This window comes from Mesorhizobium sp. M7A.F.Ca.ET.027.03.2.1 (assembly GCF_003999175.1).
Taxonomy (GTDB): domain Bacteria; phylum Pseudomonadota; class Alphaproteobacteria; order Rhizobiales; family Rhizobiaceae; genus Mesorhizobium.
On sequence record NZ_RZOM01000751.1, the window covers coordinates 1 to 3,103 of the forward strand.

Annotated in this window: 4 protein-coding genes; all 4 read left to right on the top strand. The window is 62.0% G+C overall.

The window, feature by feature from the left end; genetic code table 11:
- A partial coding sequence (locus EN750_RS26145; protein ID WP_127398301.1) for a TOBE domain-containing protein occupies window positions 1-377 on the top strand: 377 nt, incomplete at its 5' end.
- Between the two features lie 35 nt (window positions 378-412).
- Window positions 413-1,498, top strand: a complete 1,086-nt coding sequence (locus EN750_RS26150; RefSeq protein ID WP_127398303.1) for a Gfo/Idh/MocA family oxidoreductase — start codon at window positions 413-415, stop codon at window positions 1,496-1,498.
- Window positions 1,499-1,553: 55 nt separating this feature from the next.
- Window positions 1,554-2,468, top strand: coding sequence for a sugar phosphate isomerase/epimerase (locus tag EN750_RS26155; RefSeq protein WP_127317901.1), 915 nt, complete (start codon window positions 1,554-1,556; stop codon window positions 2,466-2,468).
- A 67-nt stretch (window positions 2,469-2,535) separates the two neighbouring features.
- On the top strand, window positions 2,536-3,103 hold a 568-nt coding region (locus EN750_RS26160; protein WP_145967919.1), incomplete at its 3' end, for a substrate-binding domain-containing protein.

The window sequence follows — 3,103 nt, forward strand, 5'->3', positions numbered from 1 at the left end:
ATGTGGCAAGGCTGCTTGGTTCGCCGATGATGAACATCCTCAGATCGGCGCGCGGCGAGGGCGGTGTCGAAGCGGCTGAAGGCACGATTCGCATCGACGACAAGACAGCGCCCGCCGACGCCGTGGAGATCGGGCTGAGGCCGGAGGACATCAAGGTTAGACCGTGGGCGGATGGGGGCCCGGGCCGCCCGGCGCGAGTGTTCGAGGTCGAGCCGCTTGGCGGCTATACCGTGGTGACGCTCGCTGCCGGGCAGGCGCGGCTGAAGGCATTGCTGCGCGGCCAGCCCGACATCCGGCCGGATGCCATGGTGGCGATATCCTGCGAGCCGGCCAGAGTGCATTATTTCGAACAGAGCGGCGGAGCGTTGGCACGATGACGGCCGCCGCAAGGAAAGAGTTTCGGGAGGAAGAGATGGGAAGCAAAGGCTTCGAGCCGGACGTGAAGGTCCGCACGAAGGAATACAAGATCGGCTGCGTCGGCGCAGGCATGATCATGGCCGAGTGCCATCTCGCCGCCTACAAGGAAGCTGGGTTCCCGGTGGTGGCAATCGCCTCGCGCACCAGGGCCAGCGCCGAGAAGGTGGCGACGCGCTGGGGCATTCCGACCGTCCACGACACACCGGAAAAACTGATCGAGGACGAAAATGTCGAGATCATCGACCTTGCTTTCCCGCCCGACCTGCAGCCGGCGCTGATCCGTCACGCGCTGAAGCAGAAGCACATCAAGGCGATCCTGGCGCAGAAGCCGTTGGCCTTGTCGGTCGAGGAAGCGGTCAAGCTGCGTGACGAGGCGGCCAAGGCCGGCAAGATCCTCTCGGTCAACCAGAACATGCGCTACGACCAGTCGATGCGCGTCTTGAAGCAGATCATCGACAGCGGCGCGCTGGGCGACATCGTCTTCGCGCAGATCGACATGCACGCCATCCCGCACTGGCAGAGCTTCCTCGAGGATTATGACCGGCTGACGCTCGCCAATATGAGCGTGCATCATCTCGACGTGCTGCGCTTTCTGTTCGGCGATCCCGACGAGATCACCACGCTGACACGCAAGGATCCGCGCACGACATTCGACCATTCCGACGGCATCACCGTGTCGACGCTGCGCTTCCCGTCCGGTGTGCTTGCCGTGTCGCTGGAGGATGTCTGGTCCGGTCCGCGTCAGGATGGCTACAAGGACGACCAGCACATCAAATGGCGCGTCGACGGCAGCAAGGGGGTCGCGAAGGGCACCATTGGCTGGCCGACGGGCGCTGCCTCGACGCTGACCTATGCCTCGACCGAGACGACCGGAGGCGAGTGGGTCAGTCCGAGCTGGGACACGATGTGGTTCCCGCATGCCTTTATCGGGGTGATGGAGCAGCTCCAGCACGCGGTGAGGACCGGCACACCGCCGGCGCTGTCGGTCGCCGACAACGTCAAGACCATGGCGCTGGTCGAGGCGGGTTATCGCTCGATCGACGAGGGCCGCACGGTCAAGCTTTCCGAAATCGCTACCTGATCACCGCAACTGAAACACCAGACAACTGAATCGCTTACAGGGAGGAATTCACACCATGATGCAGGCAGGTATTTTCACGGGCTATTTCCCGTACGGCCTCGAAGAGACGGCGAAGAAGATCCGTGGCCACGGTTTCAACACCGTGCAGCTCGACCTTCATTTCAAGGATATCGACCTGTCGGCCGGCCAGATCACCAAGGATAAGGCCAAGAAGGTTCGCGACACGTTCCGTGCCCACGACCTGCCGATCTGCTGCATCTCGGGCTACACCAATGTCATTCATCCCGACCTCGCGCACCGCAAGGCGAATGTCGATCGGCTGAAGGAAATCATCCGCAACGCCCGCCAGCTCGGCAGTCCTTACGTGATCTCGGAGACCGGTACCTACAACACCGAGAGCGAGTGGATGAGCGATCCCAAGAACAAGTCCGAAGAGGGTTTTGAGATGTGCCGCAAGGTGATCTCCGAACTGGCGCAGGAAGCCTATGACCACGGCTCAATGTTCCTGCTCGAAACCTACGTCAACAATGTCGTCGGCTCGGTCGAGGAAACGGTGAGGATGTTCGCGCAGGTCGACCATCCGGGCCTCGGCCTGCTGATGGATCCGACCAACTACTTCGAAAGCCACAACATCGACCAGATGGACAAGGTGCTGAACCAGGTGTTCGACACGCTGGCCGACAAGGTCAAGATCGCGCATGCCAAGGATGTCGCACGAGCCGGCGACGACAAGAGCGAGAAGCATGCGGACATCGGCGATGACGACGCGCTGGCCTCGCACACCTTCCGCGGCGTTGGCGAGATGGTCCTCAACGCGCCGGGCACCGGCTCGCTGAACTACGACCTCTATCTGCAGCGCCTGTCGCAGAAGAACCCGAACATCCCGGTGATCATCGAACACCTTTCGGAAGACGACGTGCCGAGGGCCAAGAAATTTCTCGACGACAAGTTCCGCGCCAACGGTCTCTGACCAGCTGTGCGCCGCCCTTTGCCGGCGGTGCATCCGGCTTGGAAGCAACAACAAGGGAGGAATTGCAGTGTTGAAATTCGGATTGAAACTGGCAGCGGCCGCGACTGTGTTCGCGGGCATCGCATTCGCCTCGCCGGTAATGGCGCAGGATGGCCAGAAGACGTTCTACCTGCTGTCGCATGGCGGCCCATCGGATGCGTTCTGGCTCGACTGGAATGCCGGCGCAACCAAAGCCTGCGACCAGCTCAAGGTGACCTGCAAGATTTCCTTCAGCGGCGGCGACATGGCGGCGCAGAAGGAGGCCTTCAATTCCGCGCTTGCGGCCAAGCCCGACGGCATCGCCACCACCTCGGCCCAGCCGGGCCTATGGACCGAGGAAGTGAAGGCTGCCAAGGCGGCCGGGATCCCGATCGTGTTCTTCAACACAGACGATCCGGCGACCGGACGGCAGGCCTATGTCGGCGCCGATCTCAAGGAGGCGGGCGTGATCTGGGCCAAGTATCTCGTCGACCACAAGATGGTGAAGCAGGGCGACAAGGTGTTCCTGCCGGTGGAAGTGCCTGGCGCCAGCTATCAGCAGCTGGAGACCGAAGGCATCGCCAGCGTCTTCGATCCGTTGGGGATCAAATATGATG